Raw genomic sequence first — 23,479 nt, 5'->3', positions numbered from 1 at the left:
ATGCGCATCGCTCTTGTCGAAAATCATCCGCGAATCCAGTCTGTATTTGCCGGACTCGAACGGGCGCTGGTGCTGCTGACAGAAGCGGTCGCGGGCCTGCTGGTCGCCGCGGAAATCGTGCTGCTGCTGATCGGCGTGATTTCGCGCTACGTGTTCCGGCATTCGCTAGTGTGGTCGGATTCGCTCGCGTCGCTGCTGTTCCTGTGGCTCGCGATGATGGGCGCCGTGATCGCGTTCCAGCGCAACGAGCACATGCGCATGGGCACGTTCGTGCGCGCCGCGTCCGCGCGCTGGCAGCCGTACTGGCAGGCGCTGTCGATCGTGGCTCCGCTCGCTTTCCTGCTGCTCGTGTGCGGCGCGACGATCGACTATATCGTCGACGAGTCGAATCTCACCGATCCCGCACTCAACATTTCGAACGCGTGGCGTGCCGCGGCGATGCCGGCGGGCGTGTGCCTGATGATCGCGAGTTCGCTGTTTCAGCTCGCGCGTCTCGAACATTGGCGGCCGCTGCTGGCCGCGCTGGTGCTGACGTTCGCGGTCGGGGTCGGCCTGTATGCGCTGCAGCCGGTGCTCGGCGAGATCGGGCACTGGAACCTCGTGGTGTTCTTCGTCGGCGTGGTTGCGCTATGCGTGTTCTCCGGCGTGCCGATCGCGTTTTCGTTCGCGCTCGCGTCGTTCGGCTATCTGTCCATCGCGACGAAGTTGCCGTTGCTCGTGATGGCGAGCCGGATGGACCAGGGCATGTCGCAGATCGTGCTGCTGGCCGTGCCCCTCTTCGTGATTCTCGGCATGCTGATGGAGATGACGGGCATGGCGAAGGCGCTCGTCGCGTTTCTTGCAAATGTGCTCGGCCACGTGCCGGGCGGACTCTCGTATGTGCTGGTGGGCGCGATGTACCTCGTGTCGGGTATCTCCGGCTCCAAGTCCGCCGATATGGCGGCGCTCGCTCCCGTGCTGTATCCCGAGATGAGGGCGCGTGGCACGAAGCCCGGCGAGTTCGTCGCGCTGCTGTCGGCGACGGCCGCGCAGACGGAGACGATACCGCCGAGTCTCGTGCTGATCATTCTCGGCTCCGTGACGAGCGTATCGATTGGCGCGCTGTTTACGGGCGGGTTGCTGCCGGGGCTCGTCGTCGGGCTGATGCTGTGCGTGCTGGTGTGGTGGCGGCATCGGCATATTGACGACAGCGCAGCCGAAGCGCGCCCTCGCGCGCGCGAAGTGCTGCGCAGTTTCTGGATCGCGTTGCCCGCGCTCGCGTTGCCGTTCGTCATCCGGCTTGCCGTTGTCGAAGGCGTCGCGACGGCGACCGAGGTATCGACGATCGGCATCGTCTACGCGATCCTTGCGGGGCTGGTGATTTATCGCCGCTTCGACGTGCGGCGTATCTGGCCGATTCTGGTCGGGACGGCGGCGTTGTCGGGCGCGATCCTGCTGATCATCGGCGCGGCGACCAGCATGGCGTGGTGCCTCACGCAGTCCGGTTTCTCGGATGCGCTGGCCGACATCTTCGCGCAACTGCCGGGCGGCAAGATCACGTTCGTCGTCGCGTCGATCGTGCTGTTCGTCGTGCTCGGCAGTCTGCTCGAAGGCATTCCCGCCATCGTCCTGTTTGGGCCGTTGCTGTTTCCGATCGCGGAGACGGTGGGCGTGCATCCCGTGCATTACGCGATGATCGCGATCCTCGCGATGGGCATGGGGCTGTTCGCGCCGCCATTCGGCGTCGGGTACTACACAGCTTGCGCAATCAACCGCATCAACCCCGAAGAGGGGATGCGGCCGATCGTGGCGTATATGGTCGCGCTCGGCGTTGGGCTGGTGCTCGTTGCCGCGATCCCCTGGATCTCGATCGGCTTTCTGTAGGCGCTGCGTCTTCATCTGGCGCGAGTTCGGCACCGCTTCGACTATCGGCGCAAAGGCCTCGGGCCATTGCGTCGTAAGGTCCCCCAGGCGACGCTTGCCGATGAATCAAGCCCGGTTCGTTCACGAGCCGCCTCATCAAAGCATCCCTCCACAAGCACCTTTTAGGTGCGTAGCGCGACGGCGCCCGTGCGTTCATCTGCAACGGGGCGACCGTCCGTGTACTTCCCGTGACACAGGGACGTGCAGCACATCCCGCCTCTCATCGATCTGACCGCCAGTGTCGGACAGTCACGCCGCCTGCTTGAAAAGGCGGCTTTTTTGTGTTCGAGCGGGTGCTGTCTGATGAAAAGTGCCACCATCGCATCAGAGTCGGCTTCGATTCTGACAGCACGCGCTACACCCACTATCCAGGTGGATGCCAGTCCCCGTCGTACTGCGAAGTGAATTTGAAGGACCGCCTCTTGGCTGCCGCTGTCGTTCTGGACCCGCTCCGGACATATGGAACGCCAGCGGATGTCTGTTCTACGACCAATAAAAGGGATGAAAAATGGAAATTCTCGAGCTCAACCACGAAGTGATTCGTACGGCACGCGACAGCGAAGCAAACCAGAAAGTTGCGAACATCGGCCTTCAGGAGCCGGAACGTCTGCCGTTTACTGTACGTATAGCCGTCACCCGCGAGGACATCGCGAAAGCCGTGGCCGTCAGGCGCAGCGCCTATGGGCGTCATCTGCCCGAGTTTGCGCGAACGATGACCATCGAGGACATCGATCTTGCGCCGGGCACGACGATCCTGCTCGCGGAATCGAGGCTCGATCGCGCGCCAATTGGCACAATGCGGATTCAGACCAACGAATTCGCGGAGTTGCCCGTCGAGCATTCGGTCGAGCTGCCGTCCTGGTGCGCGTCGGGCCGGCTGGCGGAAGCGACGCGCCTGGCGGTGACAGGTCCGTCGAGCGGCCGGATGGTCAAGATGATGCTGTTCAAGGCGCTGTTCCTGCTGTGCGAGCAGCGGGGCATCGACTGGCTGCTCATTACGGCGCGCTCGCCGATCGACCGTGAGTACGAGGCGATGCTGTTTCGCGACATCTTTGCCGATCACCGGTATGTTCCAATGACGCATGTCGGCGGGCTGCCGCACCGGGTGATGGCGGGCGAGGTATCGGCGGCGCGCCGGCGCTGGTCGGAGGCGAAGCACCCGCTGTACAGGTTCGTGTTCGAAACGCCTCATCCGGACCTGGACCTGACGCAGCCTGCGCAAGGGGCGGTCTGCCTCGAAGCGGCGGCGTAAAAATTGCCGGGCAGCCACCGGCGCCGCGTTATTTGCAGGGATAATGCGGTAGCAGGTGGCTGATCGAATGACGGAAAGAGCACGGCTGTGCGCAAGTGAATTGCGCAGCCGTCATAAAACAGGCTTTGCTGGATTGGGGGTGCCGCAGACATGATGCGGTCGCGATGGTTGTCACGAATAGTACGTAGCGCTGGCTCGTCGATTGACGCGTGGCTGGACGCGTTCTCCATTTACGGTGTGCCGGCCGCGGTTGCGATCGGCACGGTCGTCGTGCTGGTGTGCCTGCCGCATGCCTTCCAGCCGAAAGCCGCGCAGCCATTGCAGTTCAAGGTACTCGACGACAAGACCGCGTCGATGGGGCCCGTGGAGGCACGCGCAGCGCTGTCCGGCGCGCGCGAAACGACTCGCTACGGCACGAAGCTTTCGGAAACCCCAATCTGGATCGAATTCCTTGCACTCGCATCCGGTTCGGCGGACCGCATTCTCGACTTTCCGTCGCGCCACGCCACGTCGATGCAATGCTGGCTCGCTTCGACTCTGGCGCCGCTCGGCCAGGCGGACCGCGAGCGTCAAATGGCGCCGATGCGCGCAGCCAAGGCCGGATTTGCCATTCCGCTCGACGCAAACGATAGCGCAAACGTGATCCTGTGCCGCGCGACGTATTCCGGGCCGGCCCAGGTATCGGTGCTGTCGTGGGGCATCGACGAATTTCACGCCTCAGAACTCGACTTCCAGGAAGGTGCCGCGCTGATCGCCGGCGGCCTGCTGACCCTCGCGTGCTTCGTGTTCGTCACCGCGCTGATCAATCGCGAATGGACCTACGTGTTGTTCTCGATGTGGCTGGTCGGCAATCTGCGCATGTGCGCGAACGCAATGGGCTGGGACACGCAGTGGGTCGACCGGACGATTCCTTCGACGTCGATCGCGTTCTTGCGCGAACTGAGTTTTGCCGCGTACTACATCGTGACGGGCGCGCTGTTCAGCCGGCTGTTCCGCCGGGAACTGCGCCGCACCGGGTTCATCCGGCTCTATCGAACGGCGCAATGGACGGGCGTGCTGCTGCTCGTCGCCGCGCTGGTGCTGCCGTATTCGCGCTTCATTCTGGCGCTGTGGTCGCTGGGCGGCTTCGGCATCTGTGTGCTGATCCTTCATCTCGCGCAGTTCGTCAGGAAAGCGCGCTCGCGGACGGTGATGTGGTACGTCGGCTCGCTCGCGGTCGTGCTCGGCTCGACGTTTTCGGAGCTGATCGGCGCGGTGTTCGGCTTTCCCGCGCTCGCGGCCGGGGTGAGCCCCGTGCTGGCCGCGCTGACTTCGAGCATGATGGCCGCGTTCGCGATCGCCGAGCAGATGCGCGCCGAACGGCAGCACCGCCAGCAGGCCGAAATCGACTTGCGCAACACGTATGACGTGGCGCCTGTCGGGCTTTTCACGCTCGATGCAATGGGCCGCTTCGTTCGCGCGAACCCGGCGTTGCTGCAGATGCTCGGCCTCGACAGGGCGTCGTACCGGATGCATCACTGGAACGATTTCTTCGAAGCGGGCGCGTGGGGCAAGCTGGAGTCGTTCCTGACGGGCGGCTCGGTCGGCTCGGGCGGCTTGGGCAGCGAACCCGGTATCAACGGCATGACGCTGCTCGGCAACGCCGACCGGCGCTTTCACATTTCGGCGATCCGCTCCGGCCAGTTCATCGAGGGATCGCTGCAGGACGTGACAGAGCGCTCGAAGGCTGTCGAGCGTCTGCGTTTCCTCGCCGAGCACGATTCGCTGACGGGCCTGCTGAACCGGCGCGGCGTGGAGAGCGCGATCGCCGCGCAGTCCGAGACGCTTTCCCGCTGGGTGCTGGTCTATATCGATCTGGACCGCTTCAAGCTGATCAACGATCTGTTCGGCCATCAGGCCGGCGACGAGGTGTTGAGGCTGGTCGCGAAACGCATCGTCGGCATGCTCGACGAGCGCTGCGCGCTTGGGCGTATCGGCGGAGACGAGTTTGTTTGCATTATGAAGGACGTGTCGATCGACGAAGCGCTGGAGCATTGGACCAACGTCGTGAACGCGATCAACGATGTGCCCTATCAGGTCGGCAACCGGGCGTTCATGGTCAAGGCGTCGATCGGCCTCACCGAATGCGAGCACGGCATGCGCGTGCAGGATGCGCTCGCGCATACGGACCGTGCGTGCCGCGAGGCGAAGCACAAATCGGGCAACAGCATCGTTGCGTACCGGCGCGGCGCCGCGGCGTTCGAACATCGCGCGGCCGAATTGCGGCTCGTCGAATCGTTCCGCGGCACCAGTTTGCCGCCGGGGCTGTTCCTGCTGATGCAGCCCATCATGTCGCTGTCCGCGCCGTACGAATCGCTGAATTTCGAAGTGCTGCTGCGCATGCGCTCGCCGGAAGGGCAGCTCATCACGCCGGACCGCATCCTGAGCGCGGCCGAAGAATCGGGCGCGATTGCCGCCATCGATATGTGGGTCGTCAAGACCACGCTCGAATGGATTTCCGGGCATCAGGCGCATCTTGCGAATACGCAGTTCATCTGCGTGAATCTGAACGGCGCGTCGCTCAACGACGAGCGCTTCACGCGCGAGATTTTCGATCTGCTGGTGGAGCATCGCCCCGTCTTGCAGTACCTGTGCCTCGAAATCACCGAAAGCGTCGCGCTGCACGATCTGGAGAACACGCAGCGCTTTATCGCGCGCATTCATGATCTCGGCGCGAAAATCGCGCTCGACGATTTCGGCGCGGGCTATACGTCGTTCCGTTATCTCAAGCGTTTGTCTGCCGATGCGTTGAAGATCGACGGCGAATTCGTGCGTTCGATGCGCGAGCATCCAAAGGACGTGGCGATCGTCGAGGCGCTGGTCTCGCTGGCGGGTGCGCTGGGCATGCGCAGCGTCGCCGAGTGGGTGGAGGACGCCGATACGCTCACGATGCTCAGGGAACTCGGCGTCGACTACGTGCAGGGCTACGCGATCGCGCGGCCCTTGGAGCCTGAGCTGATTCTCGCAGCGAAGTCGTCGGCGGACTTCGTGACGGATTCCGCCGTGGCGAGCGCGATCAGCGCGAAAGCGCGTTCGAATGATCCGTTCGAGATTTACTAGGCCCGTGTACTGATCTGGCGCGCGGTCTCTGAATCGGGGACTTGCGCGCGGACGCGCTTCGTCCTTTCGCCGCTTCATCCCTTCATCCAATAGCGCGCCGCTGATGGAAGGCATTGGTGCTAACGCACCAATGCCCATTCACGTCCTCTCGCCGCGGCTATAACTCCTCGCTCCGCTCAATTCATCGACGCTGCCGCTTCTCCCTGCAAGCGTCGCGCCTGCTTTCCTCCTTCTCTGACATTTTCCCGAAAAGCGTTATCGCCATTGCTTGCCAGGGAATGTACTTATTAGAGTACGTTTGTATACCGAAGTACTCTGAGCTGAAGCGAAACGAAGTGCCACGAAAGTGCCGCTCAGGCAGCATCGCGCCAGAACACGTCTGATAACGGTTGAACAACGGGAGCTTCAGAATGGCTGACTATGATGTGATCGTCGTAGGCGCGGGCAATGCCGCGCTGGCAGCAGCAGTATCCGCGCGCGAGAACGGCGCCGAACGCGTCGTCGTACTGGAGAAGGCGCCTCGCGCGATGCGCGGCGGCAATACGCACTGGAGCGGTGGCGTGCTGCGATTTGCATTCGACGATCCACACGAAATCGGGCCGTTGCTGCCCGGCGTCGAGAAAGAGTTCGAAGACTTCTATGCGGGCATCCAGCCTTATACGCGCGCCGATTTCCACGGCGACCTGATGCGTGTCACGAGCGGGCAGACCGATCCCGTGCTGTCGCGCGTGCTGGTCGACAACTCGAAAGACACCGTGTTCTGGATGCACGAAACCGGCCAGATCAAGATGGAGCCCGCCGTCAGCCTGACGGGTGTGCGCAAGGGTAATCAGATCATCTGGGCGCGCGGGCTCGTCGTGCGTGCGGAGCATGAAGGCGTGGGCCTGTCGCGCAGCTGGTTCGCGGCCGTGGAGCGGCTTGGCATCGCAGTGCGCTACGGCGCGGCCGTCACGGCGCTGTTGCAGGACGAAAGCGGTCGCGTGAGCGGCGTTCGTGTCCGCGACGACGAAGGCATCCACGAACTGCGGAGCCGTTCGGTGATTCTCGGTTGCGGCGGTTTCGAAGCGAACGTGCAGATGCGCACGCAGCATATCGGCCCGCTAGTCGGCGGCGCGAAGGTGCGCGGCACGCCGCACAATCAGGGCGACGGCCTGCGCATGGCGATGGCCATCGGCGCGATGCCGTGGGGGCAATGGAGCGGCTGTCACGCGACGCCTATCAGCGCCGACTGGGGCAACTTCGCGCCGCGCGAAATGACGGATCGCAGCAATCGACTGAGCTACCCGTATGGCGTGATGATCAACCGCAAGGGCAACCGCTTTGTCGACGAAGGCGAAGACGGCGCAATGTTCACTTACGCCAAATACGGGCGCGCGATTCTCGCCGAACCCGGCGCGAAGGTCTACCAGCTGTTCGATTCGAAAACGGTGCACCTGCTCGAACCGCGCTACTCGACAAGCGATCCGCTGCAAGCCGATACGCTCGAGGCTTTGATCGAGCAACTCGATATCGACGACAAGCCGCGCGCGCTCAGGACGCTGCAGGAGTACAACGCCGCTGCGCACGATAGCCAAGACGGCTTCGATCCGACGGGCAAAGACGGTCTCTCGACACACGGCCTCACGCCGGGGAAATCCAATTGGGCGCTCAAGCTGGACAAGCCGCCGTTCTACGCGTATTCGGCGACGGGCGGCATCACGTTTACGTTCGGCGGCGTGAAGGTCGACGAAGAGGCGCGCGTGATCGGCACGGACTGGCGTCCGATTCCAGGCCTTACGGCGTGTGGCGAAATGGTCGGCGGCCTGTTCTACGACAACTATCCGGCGGGCACGGGACTGGTTTCGGGCGCAACGTTCGGGCGCATTGCGGGCCGGACGTCAGCGCGCGGATGAAGAGGAGGGGATATGAGCCAGCCTCAACTGGATGACGAACGCGAATGGCCGATCACGAAGCGGCTTGCGCAGCGCATTGCCGCATTCGACGCGAACGATCTGACGCCGCGTGCGCTCGCCGCGGCACGCATGGCGATCATCGACACGATCGGCGTGACGCTCGCAGGCTCCGCCGAGCCCTGTGTGCAGATTCTGCTCGATACGCCGGGTATCGCCGATGCGCCCGGCAAGTGCACGGTCCTGGGTACGAATGTGAGAACGTCCGCGCTCGATGCCGCGCTGCTCAACGGCACGGCCTCGCATGCGCTCGACTACGACGACTTCAGTCAGCCCATGGGCGGACATCAATCAGTGCCGCTCGTTGCGCCGCTGCTTGCGCTCGCCGAAGAACGCAAGCTGTCCGGCAACGCGTTGATCGCCGCGTATGTGATCGGTATCGAAACGGAGATACGGCTTGCGCGCGCGGTGAATTTTCATCACTACGACAAGGGCTGGCATCCGACCGCGACGCTCGGCATCTTCGGCACCGTCGCGGCCGCGAGCCATCTGCTGAAACTCGATAGCGAACGCATCGCAATGGCGCTTGCGATTGCGGCATCGCTCGCGGCAGGGCTGAAGGCGAACTTCGGAACGATGGTCAAGCCATTGCATGTCGGGCACATCGGCCGCAGCGGCCTCTTTGCGGTACTGATCGCGGAACGCGGCTTTACTGCAAATACAGCAGCTATCGAACACAGGCAGGGTTTTTTCAACGCGTTCAATGGCCCCGGCCATTACGACGCGCAACGCATCTTCGAGAACTGGGGCGTGCCGCCGGAGATCGAAAGCGAGACGCTGGGCCTCAAGCAGTTCCCCTGTTGCGGAAGCACGCATCCCGCGATCGCGATGGCGCTCGCGCTCGTGCATGAAGAGCACGTGAACCCGGAGCAGATCGAGTCGATTCATATTCAGGCACACCGGCGGCGGCTTCCGCATACCGACAACCCCGATCCGCGCACGCCGCTCGGCGCGAAGTTCAGCGTGCAATATGCGGTCGCGCGCGCGCTCGTCGATGGTGTCGTGCGGCTCGAGCATTTCGAGGGCGACGCGCATCTCGATCCGCGCGTTCGTCGGCTGCTCGCGATCACGCGCACCGATCCGCATCCGGACATGCCGGAAGACGCGGAGCACCAGTTCGGCGCTGAAGTGACGCTGACGCTGCGTGACGGACGCGTGCGGTCGCGCCGCATCGATAACCTGATTGGGCGCGGTCTCGCGAATCCGATGTCGACGGATGAGCTGTGGGAGAAGTTCTACGATTGCAGCAAGCGGGCGATCGGTTCATCGGAGGCACTCGCGCTTTACGAGCGGCTCGAAGCGCTCGAAGAAGTGAGCGACATCAGCACGCTTGCGCGTCTCTTTGCAAAGCGTGTGCTGCCCGGCGGTAACGTTGCGCAGCAGAAGCTCGAAGTGTCGGCGGCGCCTGAACGCAAATCCGAGGAAACCGCCTGGGTGCCGTGAGCACGCAGGCGAACAGGCGGCCGGTAGCGAGACAAGAAACTACGGATGGAGACAGACATGCTGAATGTTTTCGGATCATCTGGAAGTCGGAGCGTAGTTCGTCATGATCGCGCTGCGTTCGCGGGACGGGAGGCATCCCATGAATGACGAGCTGATTGCCGCGCGAGTCGACCGGTTGCCTGTCTCGCGCTTTCACAAGCGATTGCTGCTGCTGGTGAGCCTGCCGTTCTTCTTCGATATCAGCGACATCTTCACGTTTTCGTATGCGGCGCCCGCGCTCGTCAAGGAGTGGGGGCTGCCGATCTCGAGCATCGCGTTGCTCACGTCGGCGGGCTTCTTCGGCATGTTCGTCGGCGCGACGCTCGGCGGCATGCTCTCCGACAAGATCGGACGAAAGCGCGCGCTCGTGGTGTACGTCATCGCGTATTCGACGTTCTCGCTCGCCAATGCGCTCGCCCCCGATATTCCGATGCTGATCATCACGCGCGTCTTGACGGGCGTGGGCATCTCGTCGGCGACGGCCGTCGTGATGGCGTACATCGCCGAGATGTTCCCGGCGAAGACACGCGGCACATGGCAAGGCTGGGCGATGGTCATCGCGTTGTGCGGCATCCCCATCACGAGCTGGGTCCCGCGGCTCGTCGTGCCTTCGGGGCCCGACGGCTGGCGATGGATTTTCGTGTGGGGCTCGCTGGGCATTCTCTTTTTGCTGTTTCTGCGCCACTTTCCGGAGTCACCGCGTTGGCTCGCACGTCAAGGGCGCACGGAAGAGGCCGACCGCGTGCTACGCGGGATCGAAACCGAAGTCGAGAAGACAACGGGTCCGCTGCCGGAAGCCGTCGCCGTCAACAGACCGGTCGAAGCGCGCGCACATTGGACGTCGATGTTCAAAGGCCAGTACATCGGACGCACGATGACGCTATGGGCGATCTGGATCTTCCAGACGCTCGGCTTCTACGGCTTCCAGGCGTGGGTGCCGACACTGCTCGTCAAGCACGGCATCACGATCGTGCATAGCCTGACGTACATCACGCTGATCAACATCGGTGCCGTGCCGGGCGCGCTCATCGCCGTGTTTCTCGCCGACCGTATGGAGCGCAAGTTCAGCATTGCCGCGGCGGCCGCGTTGATCGCCGTGTTCGGCCTGCTGTATGGTCTGAGCTTCGAGCCGGTGCTGATCGTGTCGTTCGGTTTTCTCGTCGGCATGTTGATCCAGACTTTCGCCGCGCTGTGCTACGCGTACACGCCCGAGCAATATCCGACCGACATCCGCAATACAGGCGCAGGCTTCGCGTACGGCATGGGTCGGCTGGCGAACGTCGGCAACTCGTTCATTGTCGCGGCGATCTTCACGAACTTCGGCTATGTGTGGGTGTTCGTGTACATCGCGGGCGCGTGGCTCGCGACTTCGGCTGTCACGCTGATCTTCGGTGCAAGAACGACGGGACGCCGGCTCGAGACGATCAACCCTGTTCATGAAGAAAGCGTCGACCAGCGCCTCGATGCGCACGTGCTTCGTCCCGGCGACCATTGAGAGGACATTCGATGATCGATATCGATCAGCCCAGCCAGGCCAACCAGCCCGTCATCGCGCGCAGGTTTGCAGAGTTTGCATGCGCGCTTCAACCATCTGCGCTTCCCGCTGAGTTGCGCCGCAAGGCGACGCATCACATCATCGATGCGATCGGACTCGCGTTCGCGTCGCAGCGCTTTGCGTTCGCAGCACCCGCGTTGCGCGGCTTTGCAGCGGCGGGATCGGCGGGCGATGCGACGGTGATCGGCAGCACGTCGCCGCTTGCGCCTCGCGATGCCGCGTTGTCGAATGGCTTTCTGATGCACGGCCTCGATTTCGACGACACGCATCCGCTTGCGATCGTGCATCCGACCGTCGCCTGTCTGCCAGCGGCGCTCGCGGTGGGCGAAGCAATCGACGCCGACTGGGACGACATGCTCGCGGCTTACGTTGCGGGCATGGAGGTGGCGATACGTCTTGGCGTTGCCGTAAAGGGCGGCTTCCATCACGTGGGCTTTCACGCAACGGGGATCGTTGCGCACTTCAGCTCGGCGATCGTCGCGGGCAAGCTGATGAAGCTCGATACCTCTCAACTCGTCGCGGCGCAGGGCATTGCGGCGAGCACGGCGGCGGGCGTTCAGGTGTTCCTCGAAGAGGGCGCATGGACCAAGCGAATGCATCCGGGCTGGGGCGCGCTGGCCGGGATCACGGCAGCGCAACTTGCTGTGAACGGTTTTGCAGGGCCGTCGCGTCCGTGCGAAGGCCGCTTCGGACTGTTCGAATCGCATCTGCAAGAGCATGCGGGCGCGATCGACCTGGAGTCGATCGGCAAGGGACTCGGCGATGAGTGGACGATGTTCGGCACCGCGATCAAGCCGTATCCTGTGTGTCATTTCATTCACGGATGCGCGGAAGCGGCACTGCGTCTGCACGATGCGCAGATGAAGATGGACGACATCGAGGAGATCATCTGCCTGTTGCCCGCGCCGACGATGCCAATCGTCGCCGAACCGGCCGTCGCGAAGATGACGCCGAAGACGGACTATGACGCGAAGTTCAGCACGCATTTCGTCGTGGCGGTGTGCCTGTTGCGCGGACGCTTCGGCCTTGCCGAACTCGAAGATGACGTGTTGCGCGACCCGGGCGTCCTGAAACTCGCGGCCAAAGTGTGATGTGCGGTCGATCCCGACGCGGATTTCCCGCGTTATTTCTCGGGCCGCGTCGCAATCAAAATGCGAGATGACTCGCAACGAAGCGAACATGTGCCGATCAATCTGGGAAGCGGAGCGCGCGCACTGGGCGAGCGTGAGATCGCGCAGAAGTTTCGCGGCACGGCGGGCCTGATGTTGTCGCCCGACCGCGTGGACGCGTTGCTGGATGCGTTGCTTTCGCCCGGAAAACACAAGGTGCGCGCGATGTTGCAGTTGCTTCGTGCAGCGTAGCCGCAAAAGAACGGTGTCACGCGGACTCTCTCGACGACGCATTATCGAGCGATTCTGCTACGCACCGCCTTTCGTGTTCTCATTACCGAACAGCATTTTCAGGCGCAATTCGGTTGCAGCCGCAACGTGCGCCTGAGCGGCTTTCTCCGCGCCGTCCGCATCATGGCGTGCGATGCAGGCGACGATCTCCTTGTTCTCTTTCAGTCCGCTCTTGATGCGGCCCGGCATCGAATAAGTGGTCGTGCCGAGCAGGCCGAGCGCATCGATGAGTACATTCGACGTCTTGTACAAGTACTCGTTATGCGCAGCGGCGACAATGATTTCGTGCAGGCGTCGATTGAGTGCGGCGACCTCGTCGGGCGCTTTCGCGCGCTCGAGTTGCGCAAGGACCTGCTGCATCGAGAGGATCTCGATGGCGGAGGCCTGCTCGGCGGCGAACCGTGCGGCCGCGCCGACCAGCACCTTGCGCATCGCGTAGAGCTCCATCACCTGTTTCGGCGACAGCTGTACGACCACAAAACCGCGTGGCGGCGCAAAGCGGACCATGCCTTCCGCTTCGAGACGCTTCAGCGCTTCGCGGACAGGCGTGCGGCTCACGGCGAGGCGCTGCGCAATGTCGGCCTCGCGCAGGCGCTCGTTCGATTCGAGCTGCCGGCTGCGAATCTCTTGCCGCAACTGGGCGTAGACATATTGGGCGAGCGACCCTTGCCCGAAATCGGCCGTCGTGTCGGCTTCATCGATCGTCGCGTTGAGCTTTGCAGTCACCGGCTAGTCCCTCGTCTTTGTAATCTGTGATGCAAGTATAGAACGGCGCATGTACGGCAAGCAGGCCATCAGGTCGCGCACCGCAAGCGGTATGTCTTTCCGTTCCGCAAGATAGATGACCTGATCCGCGCGGCTCTCGCCGACGGCATCCACCAGCAGTCCGCGTGCCTTTGCTCTGACGATGTCATTGCCGACGGGACGATTCCAGCTGCCCAATGGCGCGTCGCAGCGTGCGTATAACCGCGTTCCGTTCTTCATGTGCACGCTCAGATCGACGTACATGCTGTCGAGCGCGCCGCTGATGGATGGATCGGTGTTCAGCTTGAAACGCGCGAGCATCGCCTCGACATCGGGCGCGAAGCGGCGCGTATCGCTGAACGAGTCGGGATCGACGTGACCGTCCAGCAGCGCGACGCACGTCGTGTATTGCCACGAAAACTTGCCGTCCAGACCTGTCTGCGGCTGCGGACGGTCGATGTATGACATCGATGGAGCGTGCAGTTCGATGCTTTCGACGTCGTCAGCGCGGAATGCATCCGTTTGTGCGCGCGCATCGAGCGCGGCCGTGATCGCGTAGTGTGTCGCGAACTGCGAAGGAAACAGCTTCCACGACAGACCTGGTTCGAGCGCGCGTCCGACGGCAATCGGGGCAAGCAGACAGTCGCTGTCGAAGCGCGCGCCGAAATAGGCGTTGCCCCAGCCGCGTGGTCCGGCGAGTGCGTCGGTACTCGCCGTGAAGCCGCGCGCGGCCAGCAGAGCCGCTTCGAGCCCATGTGCAGCAGCATCGCCGCAATGGAGCGCCTTCGTTTGCGAGCCGATGTTGGCGAGCACGCCGCCGCTGCGCGAGGCCGCGATGCCCAGCGCCGCTGTGGCATGCGCCGTGTCGAGGCCGAGCAGATCCGAGCATGCGAGCGCTGCAGCAAGCGGCCCCACGACGCCAGGCGGATGCAGCGTGAGCTGCGCCGGCTCGATTTGCCCCGACGACATGCGCAGCCGGCCTTGAGCTTCGATGCCTTTGGCGAGCGCACGGAGCAGCGCGTTCCCGTGTGGCGCGCCGCTCTCTCGCTCGCGCAGTTCGGCCAGCGCGAGCAGCGCGGGCAGCAGCGTCGATACCGCGTGATTCGGCGGATTCCACATGGGTTCGAAATCGAGCACATGCATCGACATGCCATTGATCCGCGCCGCGACGGCGGCAGGCGCGCAGTATCCATGCCCGATGACAGTCGAAGGTCCGTGAGCTTGCTGATGCTCTTTCGAGAATTCCGCCATGTGCATCGGCCCCGGTTGCGCAGCACCCGCTGCGGCAACCGCCAGACCATCGAGCAGGATCAGCCGGCAACGGTCGACAAGTTTCGCGTCGTCGGCTTGCCAGCCGAGAATCCGCTCGGTGAACTCGTATGAGAGAGTGGTCATGTCTGCGGTGTCGGAGAAGTGGTACGAAGTTCTGGCCTTGCACAGTTCGGGGTATGGGCGCTGCTGCGTCGTGATACACGTCCGCACATCAGTTTTCTGCTTTTCGAACACTCGAGTACCATTGTATACTAACGTACGCGCATTTCTATAGTGGCGATTACCGGTGAAACGCGGAGGCGACATGAAGGCAATTCGTATCGAACGTTATGGCGGTCCTGAAGTACTGCTGCGTCAGGACGTGCCGGCGCCAAAGCCACAGGCCGAGGAAGTACTGATCGAGGTCGCGTTTGCCGGCATCAATTTCATGGATGTGCATACGCGGCAGGGCAAGTATGCGTCGTCGAGGAGTTATCCCGTGCGCTTGCCCGTGACGCTGGGCATGGAAGGTGCTGGCACGGTCGTGGAAACGGGTGCGCGAGTCGATCGCTTCAAGCAGGGTGATCGCGTGGCGTGGTGCATCGCATGGGGCAGCTACGCGGAATACGCAGCCGTGCCCGCGTCGCGCGTTGCGCACATCCCCGACGGCATCGCTTTCGATCTGGCTGCGGCCGCGCTATTTCAGGGCTTGACGGCGCATTACCTTTGCTACAGCGTGGGGCAACTTGCGCCGGGCGTCACGTGTGTCATTCATGCGGCGTCGGGGAGCATCGGCCAATTGCTGGTGCAGATGGCGAAGCGCGCTGGCGCCACCGTGTTTGCAACGGCGAGCACGCACGAGAAGACAGCCATCGCGGCGCGCCTCGGCGCGGACCATGTGATGCTGTATGAAGGCGGACGATTCGCAGACCATATTCGCGAAGCGACGAACGGTGCTGGCGTCGACGTCGTGTTCGATGCGGTGGGAAGGGTGACACTGCGAGACAGTTTTCGCGCGGCGCGCACGCGCGGTTTAATCGTGAACTATGGATCGGTATCCGGATCGTTGAGTGATCTCGATCCGATCGACTTGGGTGAAGCGGGTTCGTTGTATCTGACACGTCCTCGGCTTACGGATTATCTACAAGATGCAGAGACGGTGCAGCGACACGCGGACGAGATGTTTGCGGGCCTGCTCGATGAGACGCTGCATGTGAAGCTCGACAGGCGATATACGTTTGACGATGTTGAAGAGGCGCATGCGGCGTTGGAAGAACGTCGGCAAATCGGAAAGGCTGTGCTAGAGATCAGTCGTTAGCGCTAGTGCATTCGCGTAACGAACTTACATTGAACATTCCTTGACGATGTTCTCGATCTGCAACTAATACAGTGCAAAGGGAAGTTCTAGATTCCCATTATCCATTTTTCATGAGGGTGTCACATGAAATTGAAAGCGATTGCGTCACTCGTTATGGTTTCGATGCTCGGCATGTCATCGGCGGTTTTCGCTCAACCCCACGGACAAGGACAGGATCATCATGGTCATGGCTCACACCGGCCGCCGCCCCCTCACGATGCATATGCAGGCCGGCCCGGCGGCCCGATTCCGCATAATGACTGGTACAAGGGCGACCGCTTGCCGGCCGAGTAGCGCGATCGCAACTATGAGGTCGATGACTGGCACTCGCACGGCCTGTCTGCTCCGCCGCGTGGCTATCATTGGATTGGCGTGAACGGCGACTATGTGCTCGCAGCAGTCGCAACGGGTGTGATTGCCAGTGTGCTGATCTCTGGTCACGAGCGCTTTTTCCATTGCGTGTGGAAATGCCGGACGGGCCGACGCGACGACACGTGAACATAAAAAAAGTCCCGCGCATGGGGGCGCGGGACAAACGTCGATTACTACGAGCTCCATGTCAGGATATAAAAACCCGTGTCCTGACAATTGAACTATCGATGCCGGGGATATTTAAAAGCAACAGTAAAGTTCATGAGCTCTCGCGAGGATGCGTAGACGTTCGAGACGCTTACTGAAAGCCCATCACATCATGCGGTACATTCGGCGCTTCCAGCGATGCGAGTTTGTCCGCCGTGAGCTTCACATCGATTGCCGCAATGGCATCGTCCAGATAATGCGGCTTCGATGCGCCAACGATCGGCGCGCTCACGCCTGCCTTGCCGGTAACGTAACCCACGCGAGTGTGACCTGTGCACGCGGAATGCCGCGCGCCGCCGCAACTTTTGCGACCGCTTCGATTACGCGAACATCGACGACGCGCCGATAAAGCGTGCCTTGCCCGCTTTCACCACATCGTGCAGCGCCTCCAGCGTCTCTTCGATCGACGTCGCATAGTCCCAGCGGTGGATCTGGTACAGGTCGAGGTAGTCTGTGCCGAGGTGCGAGAGGCTCGCATCGATCGACGGGAAAATTGCCTTGCGCGACAGGCCGGAACCGTTGGGTTTCTTCGGGTCTACGCGATTGCTCATTGGAAAGTACACTTTCGTCGCGAGCACAATTTCATCGCGCTTGGCGAACTCCTTCAACGCGCGGCCGACGGTTTCTTCGGGTGTGCCGTCTGAATAAGCGTTCGCGGTGCCAAGCAATCTGTTGCTGCATCGTGTCGGCGCGCGCCGCTGGATTGCGCGCATTCTGCTTACATGGGGTGCCCTCGCAGCCGCAACGGCATTCGTCTTCAACGACACCAGCTTCTATGTGCTTCGCTTCCTGCTGGGCGTGATGGAAGCGGGCTTCCTGCCTGGGGTCGCCGTCTATCTGACCAAGTGGTTTCCCGAACGCTACCGCGCGCGTGCCGTGGGCGGCTACATCATTGCCGGTTCCTTTTCGGCGGTGCTCGGCGGCCCGATCTCGACGACGCTGATGACTCACGCGAACGGCGTGCCCGGACTGCACGGATGGCAATCGATGTTCATCCTCGAAGGCGTGCCGGCGATGTTGCTGGGCCTCTTGACGCTGCGCATCATGACCGAGCGGCCCGCCGATGCCGCATGGCTCTCCGACGACGAAAAGCACTGGCTCGAATCGACGCTCGCCGCGGAACGCGAGGCGCTCGGCGGCCACACGCATGTTTCTCTGCTGCGCGTCGCAGGCGATATCCGCGTGTGGAGCCTTGCATGCCTGTTCGGTTGCGCGCTGGTCGGCATCTATGGGCTCTTTCTGTGGCTGCCGCAGATCGTCAAGAGCCTCGGTCATTTGAACAATATCGAAGTCGGTTTTCTGTCCGCCGCGCCGCCGCTGCTCGGTGTGCTCGGCACGTTCCTGATCAGCCGCAGCTCGGACCGTTCGGGCGATCGCAAGAAGCACCTCGCGTTCGTCTATGGAGCAAGCGCGATCGCTATCGCGGGCAGTGCGTATGCGCCGAATCCGCTGCTGGCTTACGCGCTGCTCTGCATCACCGGGCTCTTCATCTACGCAGGCAATCCGCTCTTCTGGAGCCTCGCGTCCTCATTTCGCAACGGCGCGGCGGGCACGGCGACCATCGCGCTGATCAACACCATCGCGCAGTTCGGCGGATTGGTCGGACCGTGGAGCATCGGACTGGTGCGCCGCGCGACAGGCAACTTCTCGCTGGCGTTGCTGACGATCGCGGCGTTTCTCGTGATCGCGACGATCATCGCGCTCGTCATGCGCGTCGCGCCGCCGGACGAAGACTCATCGTCGGCGCTGGCGCGTGGAGACGCCGCCACGGGCAGTTAAATCACGATTCGATTCATCGCACAGACTCAAAGGGTTCGCTTCATGATCATCGATTGCCACGGCCATTACACGACGTCGCCGCCGCAACACGAAGCCTGGCGCGCAAAGCAGGTCGCCGCGCTCCAAGACGGCACGACCGTGCCGCCGCGTCCCGTCATCGCCGACGACGAAATCCGCGAAAGCATCGAAACGGGCCAGCGGCGCATCCAGCTTGAGCGCGGCACAGACCTCACGATCTTCTCACCGCGCGCGGCAGGCATGGGCCATCATCTCGCCGGTGCCGAAGCGAATGCCGTCTGGTCCAGCGAATGCAACGATCTCGTGCATCGCGTTTGCACGTTATTTCCGCGCCATTTCATCGGCGTATGCCAGTTGCCGCAAGCACCCGGCGTAACGCCCGCGAACAGCATTGCGGAACTGCGTCGCTGCGTGCAGGAGCTGGGGTTTGTCGGCTGCAATCTGAATCCGGACTCGTCGGGCGGTCGCTGGTCGGGCCCGCCGCTGACCGACCGCTCGTGGTATCCGCTGTACGAAGCGATGGTGGAACTCGATGTGCCAGCGATGATTCACGTATCATCATCGTGTAACCCGAACTTCCATGCGACGGGCGCGCACTACATCAACGGCGATACGTCGGTGTTCATGCAGCTGTTCACGGCCGATCTGTTCGCTGACTTCCCGACCTTGCGCTTCATCATTCCTCATGGCGGCGGCGCCGTGCCTTACCACTGGGGACGTTATCGCGGACTCGCGCAGGACATGAAGCGGCCACTGCTGCGTGACTATCTGCTAAAGAACGTGTTCTTCGACACCTGTGTCTATCATCAGCCAGGCGCCGAGCTGCTCGCGAAAGTGATTCCCGTCGAGAACATTCTTTTCGCGTCGCAAACCATAGGCGCAGTTCAGGGTATGGATCCCGAGACCGGGCACTACTACGACGACACGCGGCGCTATATCGATGCAATCGAATGGCTGAGCGACGCGGACCGGCAACACATCTACGAAGACAACGCGCGGGCGGTGTACGGACGCCTGACCGCGCAACTGGTCAAACAATTGGCTACGGAAGGGGAGACGATATGAATCCGATCGGCTGGCGTGAATATGAATCGGCTCCGCAGGTGAGCACGGCGACGCTCGACGCGTTGCGCGAGCTTGTCGTGTCGCTGCTCAGCGACAACATGGCCCGCGCGAGCGGAATAATGGGCCTTCAGCCGTATCACGGCCCGAAGGCGATGGCAGGCACAGCCGTCACCGTGCGCACGCGTGCGGGCGACAACCTCGCGATCCATCGGCACAGACGCAGACCTATGGCGGCGTCGTCACATCCAGCGCCTATGTTCCGGGCAGCGCGACGGGCAACCCGACCATCAAGGCGGGCTACTACACCGGCGCTACCGTGTTCGTCGACACGAACGGCAATGGCAAGCTCGACTCGGGCGAGCCGTCGGCCAAGACGGATAGCAACGGTCATTTCACGCTGCGAGGCAGCGGCAGTGGACAGTTCGTCGCCGACATTCCGACGTCGGCGAAGAACACGGCAAGCGGCGCGGCTGTTACGAGCCATATGATTCTTCGCGCGTCGGTTGCGCAGATCGCCGATCAGGGTGCATCCAACGTCGTGATCAGCCCGATGTCGAGCGAAGTGCAGCGCCTTGTCGAGGCGAACGGCAGCACCTACGCAACCGAGAAGACGAATATCGCGAACCGCCTGACGGGGCCGGCGTTCGGCACGTCGGCGTCGGCCATGACGGTGAGCGGTGCGGATGCCCTCGGCGATGTGAACAAGCTCTCGGGCGCCGGGCAGCAAGTCGTGCTGTTCGAAGAGAACCAGCTCGCGAACCGCTACACGTATGCGACGACCAAGCTCGATCGCGCCGATCTGTATCCGGACAATCTCGCGGTGGTCGGGGGTGATCCGGCACTGCCGCCGCTCGTCGCGTCGGGGCACGTGACGGCCGGTACCGCGATGACGCCGGCCCAGACGCAGGCACCCATCACGTTTGCACAGGCGCAGCAGGCTGCGTTCAACGTCGAAGGCATTCCGCGCTACGACAAAATCTTCATCATCATGATGGAGAACAAGAGCACGAACTCGATCCTTGGCTCGCAATACGCGCCGAACATCAACAACCTGTTGACGTCGGGCAGCCAGTTCACGACGTACTACGCGACGGGCAACCCGAGCGAGCCGAACTACACGGCGCTTGGCGGCGCGGACGACTGGGGCATCACCGACGACAACTGGTGGGGTTGCGGTGCCGGCGCGCCTGGCTCGGGCGCGAACAATGCGCCGACGGACGCAGCATTTGCTGGCGGCAAGGCATCGGACGGCCAGCCGCTGGTGGCGACCCAGACGACGCCGCCGCTCGACAGCGCGCATCTGTCGAGCTACGGCAGCGCGTCGTGCAACGTCGGTTCCGTGGCGAACCACAACGTCTCGGCTCCGAGCCTCTTCACGTTGATCTCGCAAGCGGGCATGACGTGGCGTACCTATAGCGAGTCGATGAACCCGGGCCAGGACCCGCGTGCCGACAGCATTGCGGATACCGCCGTGACGGGCAGGTTCGCGGGCGCGGGCGGCCCGGGTACGGCCAACTACGCGGTACCGGGTGGTCTGTACAAGACCAAGCACCATCCGGGCATGGCTTACCAGAGCACGCGCAATCTGCCGGAGTTCTTCGCCGACAATCGCACGGTTGCCGGCACGCAGTGGGATGCGACCGCGTGGTCGAAGTCGACGGCCTATCCGATTCCGGCGGGCTACGACTATGACCAGCTGGGAACCGACCTCACGACGGGCGACGTGGGCAATCTGAACTTCATCATGCCGGACCAGTGCGATGACATGCACAGCGTCGGCTCGGACACGTCGTGTAAGGGCAACCCGATCATCCAGCGCGGCGACGCATACATACAGCAGCTTGTCACCAGGATCGAGAGCTCGCCGCTGTGGGCGAACCGTCAGCGCAAGGTCGCGATCGTCGTGATGTTCGACGAAGGCGGCGGTACCAGCACGTCGTGCTGCGGCTGGAACACGTCGAAGACGAGTGGCGATCAACCGCTGCAGCAGGATTCGACGGGCAAGTGGATCAAGAACGCCACGCCGCTGCTCAACTACAGCAACGGCAATTTAGGCCACGGCAACTCGATCTTCGGCGTGCTGACGAACCAGCAGAACGGTACGGGCGTCGTCGACAGCGATGCATACAGCCACTTCTCGTTCGTGCGTACGCTGCAGGACATGTTCCAGATTGGCGATCCGGGCAACGATGCGTCGTACCTGAGCCGTGCGAAGTACACGGAGCGGTTCATTGCGCAGAACATCGCGAATCTGCCGGAGTTTCAGGGCAGTGCCGATACGCACTTCGACTCGGTGCGTCCGATGAACCACGCGTACGTGATTCCGTCGTCGTATACGCAGAAGCTCAATCCGGGCGACGTGTCGGGTACGTCCCTCGCGACGGCGCAAGTCGGTCCGGACAAGACGCAGGCCAACGTCTGGGCAGTCAGCAAGTAAGCGGCCCGGGAGGCGGCTTGCCGCCTCCCGCCATTTCCTCTCGCATCGTCAGAGGGTGGTCCGCTCTCGAGCGGGCCACCTGTTTCGGCTAGCGGTTTCATTTGACCGCCTCATTCTTTTATCGCGCACGGGGCTGAAGGCCACACGCAACCAGACAAAACAAAGAACAGGAAACGACATGCGCAAACTCTATGCTGGCGCCCTATGCGCGTTCTCGCTGATCCTGGCCGCCTGCGGAGGCGGTGGAAGCAACGACGCGTCGTCGGCTTCATCGGGTGGCGGTTCGTCCACATCGACATCCACGCCCGCATCCACGCCCGCGGTCACGCTCAGTGTTGCCGCGCAGGTCGGCCGGCAACTGTTCTTCGATCAGAACCTGTCCGGCAACAAGAACATGTCGTGTGCGAGCTGTCACAACCCGGCGTATGCATATGGTCCGCCGAACAGTCTCGCCGTGCAGCTCGGGTCCGATCCGTTGCAGGCCGGCGCGCGCCGTGCCGTCGCTGCGCTACAAGGACATGACGCCTGCTTATGCCGACAACGCGGAGAATCCGGATGGCGTGTCGCAGAATGCGCCCGGTGGCGGCTTCATGTGGGACGGCCGTACCGATTCGCTCGCCGATCAGCCGGCTCTTCCGCTGCTCAATCCGATCGAGATGAACAACACGTCGAAGGCGAGCGTGGTTCAGGCCGTGCAGAATGCGTCGTACGCGGGGTTGTTCCAGCAGGCGTTCGGCGCAGGCGTATTCGCCAGTACGGATACGGCGTTCGCGAGTATCGGCAAGGCACTGCAGGCATTCCAGAGCGAAGAGCCGACCTTTCATCCTTATTCGAGCAAGTTCGACCTGTACCTGAGCAACAAGATCGGCGGCACGCTGACAGCGGCCGAATTGCGTGGCCTCATCGTCTTCAACGACACCGCGAACTGCTCGGCGTGTCACTACGCTGGCGCAAACTTCAACGGCAGCGTGGGCCTGATGACCGACTTCACGTATCAGTCGCTCGGTCTGCCGCGCAACGATACGCAGATCCCGAACAATCCCAGCCCGATTCCGGCGAACGCCGATGCGTCGTACTACGACATGGGCCTGTGCGGTCCGTATCGTACGGATCATGCGCCGAGCGCGCCGGGTGCGGCCGATCCGTATTGTGGATTGTTCAAGGTGCCGACGCTGCGTAACGTCGCGACGCGCACTGCGTTCTTCCACAACGGCGTGTTCCACTCGCTCACGCAGGTCGTCCACTTCTACAACACGCGCGATACGAATCCGGAGTACTGGTATCCGAGCAAGGGCGGCGATACGGCCAACCTGGCGCAGAACCCGACCTACGCGCTCTTCCCGACGTATGCATCGGGCGCGGCCGTGTCGACCTTCAACGACCTGCCCGCGGCATACCAGGGCAACATCGACGAGGAAGTGCCGATGGGTACGGGCGACGGCGGCAGCAACGCGCTCGGCAGCGGCACGCAGCCGCGTGCGTTCCATTCCGCGCCGGTGATGAGCGAGCAGAACATTCAGGATGTGATCTGCTTCCTGAACACGCTGACGGATGGCTACCAGCCGCCTGCTACGCCGCCGACGAGCGGGACCTGTGTCAACTGATCACGA

14 protein-coding genes and 4 pseudogenes are annotated in these 23,479 nt (G+C 62.7%); 15 read left to right on the top strand and 3 right to left on the bottom strand.

What is annotated here, in order from left to right; all coding sequences use genetic code 11:
• The 8 genes from GCT13_RS22660 to GCT13_RS49420 all read left to right on the top strand — a co-directional run bounded on the left by GCT13_RS22660 (window position 1) and on the right by GCT13_RS49420 (window position 12,600).
• Window positions 1–1,863 (top strand): TRAP transporter large permease, encoded by a 1,863-nt coding sequence (locus tag GCT13_RS22660; RefSeq protein ID WP_152761820.1) that lies wholly within the window; start codon window positions 1–3, stop codon window positions 1,861–1,863.
• A gap of 547 nt (window positions 1,864–2,410) precedes the next feature.
• Window positions 2,411–3,154: an N-acyl amino acid synthase FeeM domain-containing protein gene (locus tag GCT13_RS22655; RefSeq protein ID WP_152761818.1), complete on the top strand. Its 744-nt coding sequence runs from the start codon at window positions 2,411–2,413 to the stop codon at window positions 3,152–3,154.
• A 168-nt stretch (window positions 3,155–3,322) separates the two neighbouring features.
• A complete protein-coding gene (locus GCT13_RS22650; protein ID WP_227746947.1) occupies window positions 3,323–6,253 on the top strand; it encodes a putative bifunctional diguanylate cyclase/phosphodiesterase in 2,931 nt (976 codons plus the stop codon).
• A gap of 410 nt (window positions 6,254–6,663) precedes the next feature.
• Complete coding sequence (gene tcuA / locus GCT13_RS22645; protein ID WP_152761814.1) at window positions 6,664–8,145, top strand: FAD-dependent tricarballylate dehydrogenase TcuA; 1,482 nt, start codon at window positions 6,664–6,666, stop codon at window positions 8,143–8,145.
• 12 nt (window positions 8,146–8,157) lie between these two features.
• Window positions 8,158–9,645 carry an MmgE/PrpD family protein gene (locus GCT13_RS22640; protein ID WP_152761812.1) on the top strand — a complete coding sequence of 496 codons (1,488 nt, stop codon included), beginning with the start codon at window positions 8,158–8,160 and terminating at the stop codon, window positions 9,643–9,645.
• A 139-nt stretch (window positions 9,646–9,784) separates the two neighbouring features.
• Window positions 9,785–11,179, top strand: coding sequence for an MFS transporter (locus tag GCT13_RS22635; RefSeq protein WP_152761810.1), 1,395 nt, complete (start codon window positions 9,785–9,787; stop codon window positions 11,177–11,179).
• A gap of 11 nt (window positions 11,180–11,190) precedes the next feature.
• Window positions 11,191–12,330: an MmgE/PrpD family protein gene (locus GCT13_RS22630; protein WP_227746946.1), complete on the top strand. Its 1,140-nt coding sequence runs from the start codon at window positions 11,191–11,193 to the stop codon at window positions 12,328–12,330.
• 90 nt (window positions 12,331–12,420) lie between these two features.
• Window positions 12,421–12,600, top strand: a complete 180-nt coding sequence (locus GCT13_RS49420; RefSeq protein WP_227746945.1) for a hypothetical protein — start codon at window positions 12,421–12,423, stop codon at window positions 12,598–12,600.
• A 57-nt stretch (window positions 12,601–12,657) separates the two neighbouring features.
• Here the strand turns inward: GCT13_RS49420 and GCT13_RS50905 are convergent, their stop codons facing one another.
• Both GCT13_RS50905 and GCT13_RS22620 read right to left on the bottom strand, forming a co-directional pair.
• Window positions 12,658–13,365, bottom strand: coding sequence for a GntR family transcriptional regulator (locus GCT13_RS50905; RefSeq protein WP_321574547.1), 708 nt, complete (start codon window positions 13,363–13,365; stop codon window positions 12,658–12,660).
• A gap of 3 nt (window positions 13,366–13,368) precedes the next feature.
• A complete protein-coding gene (locus tag GCT13_RS22620; protein ID WP_152761808.1) occupies window positions 13,369–14,778 on the bottom strand; it encodes an MmgE/PrpD family protein in 1,410 nt (469 codons plus the stop codon).
• Between the two features lie 181 nt (window positions 14,779–14,959).
• On the opposite strand from GCT13_RS22620, the gene GCT13_RS22615 reads away from it, so the two are divergent.
• Together GCT13_RS22615 and GCT13_RS50900 are read left to right on the top strand one after the other, a co-directional pair.
• A complete protein-coding gene (locus GCT13_RS22615) occupies window positions 14,960–15,952 on the top strand; it encodes a quinone oxidoreductase family protein (RefSeq protein ID WP_152761806.1) in 993 nt (330 codons plus the stop codon).
• Between the two features lie 345 nt (window positions 15,953–16,297).
• Window positions 16,298–16,489 (top strand): annotated as a pseudogene (locus tag GCT13_RS50900) (RcnB family protein); the annotation flags it as partial.
• A gap of 172 nt (window positions 16,490–16,661) precedes the next feature.
• On the opposite strand, the pseudogene GCT13_RS22605 reads toward GCT13_RS50900, so the two are convergent.
• Window positions 16,662–17,283 (bottom strand): annotated as a pseudogene (locus GCT13_RS22605) (aldo/keto reductase).
• On the opposite strand from GCT13_RS22605, the gene GCT13_RS22600 reads away from it, so the two are divergent.
• The 5 genes and pseudogenes from GCT13_RS22600 (at window position 17,228) to GCT13_RS22580 (ending at window position 23,473) form a co-directional block, all read left to right on the top strand.
• The gene (locus GCT13_RS22600; protein ID WP_321574546.1) at window positions 17,228–18,349 is read left to right on the top strand and encodes an MFS transporter; all 1,122 of its coding nucleotides are present in this window, start codon (window positions 17,228–17,230) and stop codon (window positions 18,347–18,349) included. The pseudogene GCT13_RS22605 and the gene GCT13_RS22600 overlap by 56 nt on opposite strands.
• A gap of 42 nt (window positions 18,350–18,391) precedes the next feature.
• On the top strand, window positions 18,392–19,432 hold the full coding sequence (locus GCT13_RS22595) for an amidohydrolase family protein (RefSeq protein ID WP_152761804.1): 1,041 nt from the start codon (window positions 18,392–18,394) through the stop codon (window positions 19,430–19,432).
• A pseudogene (locus GCT13_RS49415) lies at window positions 19,429–19,644 on the top strand (RraA family protein); the annotation flags it as partial. The gene GCT13_RS22595 and the pseudogene GCT13_RS49415, both read left to right, overlap by 4 nt.
• Before the next feature lie 104 nt (window positions 19,645–19,748).
• The gene (locus tag GCT13_RS22585; RefSeq protein WP_321574545.1) at window positions 19,749–21,869 is read left to right on the top strand and encodes an alkaline phosphatase family protein; all 2,121 of its coding nucleotides are present in this window, start codon (window positions 19,749–19,751) and stop codon (window positions 21,867–21,869) included.
• 178 nt (window positions 21,870–22,047) lie between these two features.
• A pseudogene (locus GCT13_RS22580) lies at window positions 22,048–23,473 on the top strand (cytochrome-c peroxidase).
• Window positions 23,474–23,479: the final 6 nt, after the last annotated feature.

Origin of the sequence: Paraburkholderia franconis, from assembly GCF_009362735.1 — a bacterium.
Classification (GTDB): domain Bacteria; phylum Pseudomonadota; class Gammaproteobacteria; order Burkholderiales; family Burkholderiaceae; genus Paraburkholderia; species Paraburkholderia franconis.
Note: the sequence above shows the minus strand (reverse complement) of the source record. Positions and strands in the feature narration are given on the sequence as shown.